We start from the raw sequence: 643 nt of genomic DNA on the forward strand, positions 1-643 counted from the left end.
GAAGAAATTATTGCTTTTAACCACTGGTGGGACGATTGCATCTGTAGAAAGTGAAAATGGTTTAGCTCCAGGTGTTAAAGCTGAGGACCTTTTAAGCTATTTAAACGAAATTAATGCAGACTACACAATGGACACAAAGTCCCTAATGAGTATAGATAGTACCAATATGCAGCCTGAATACTGGGTTGATATCGCAACAGCCATTTATGAAAATTATGATCAATATGACGGATTTGTCGTCACGCATGGTACGGACACAATGGCCTATACATCAGCAGCACTATCGTATATGCTGCAAAATCCTGATAAGCCAATTGTCATTACAGGGTCACAAATTCCAATTACGTTTAAGAAAACAGATGCGAAGAAAAACATTACAGATGCGATTCGTTTTGCATGTGACGGTGTTGGCGGCGTATACGTCGTGTTTGATGGCAGAGTCATTCAAGGAACTCGCGCAATCAAACTAAGAACGAAAAGCTACGATGCATTTGAAAGTATTAACTACCCATATATTGCATCGATTGAAAATCATCAAATTGAATACAATAGCAAAGTAAAAAGATCATCAATGAAACCGCTTAAATTAGATGCATCCTTGAACACAGACGTTTGTTTACTAAAACTGCATCCAGGACTGAAG

The 643-nt window shown here is 38.3% G+C and carries 1 protein-coding gene; it reads left to right on the forward strand.

Features of this window, described 5'->3' with window-relative positions; genetic code table 11:
- Nucleotides 1-643, forward strand: a 643-nt coding sequence (locus V7659_RS31985) for an asparaginase (RefSeq protein ID WP_335543982.1), incomplete at both ends; no start/stop codon positions are given.

Origin of the sequence: Neobacillus drentensis (assembly GCF_036966985.1) — a bacterium.
GTDB lineage: Bacteria > Bacillota > Bacilli > Bacillales > Cytobacillaceae > Neobacillus > Neobacillus drentensis_E.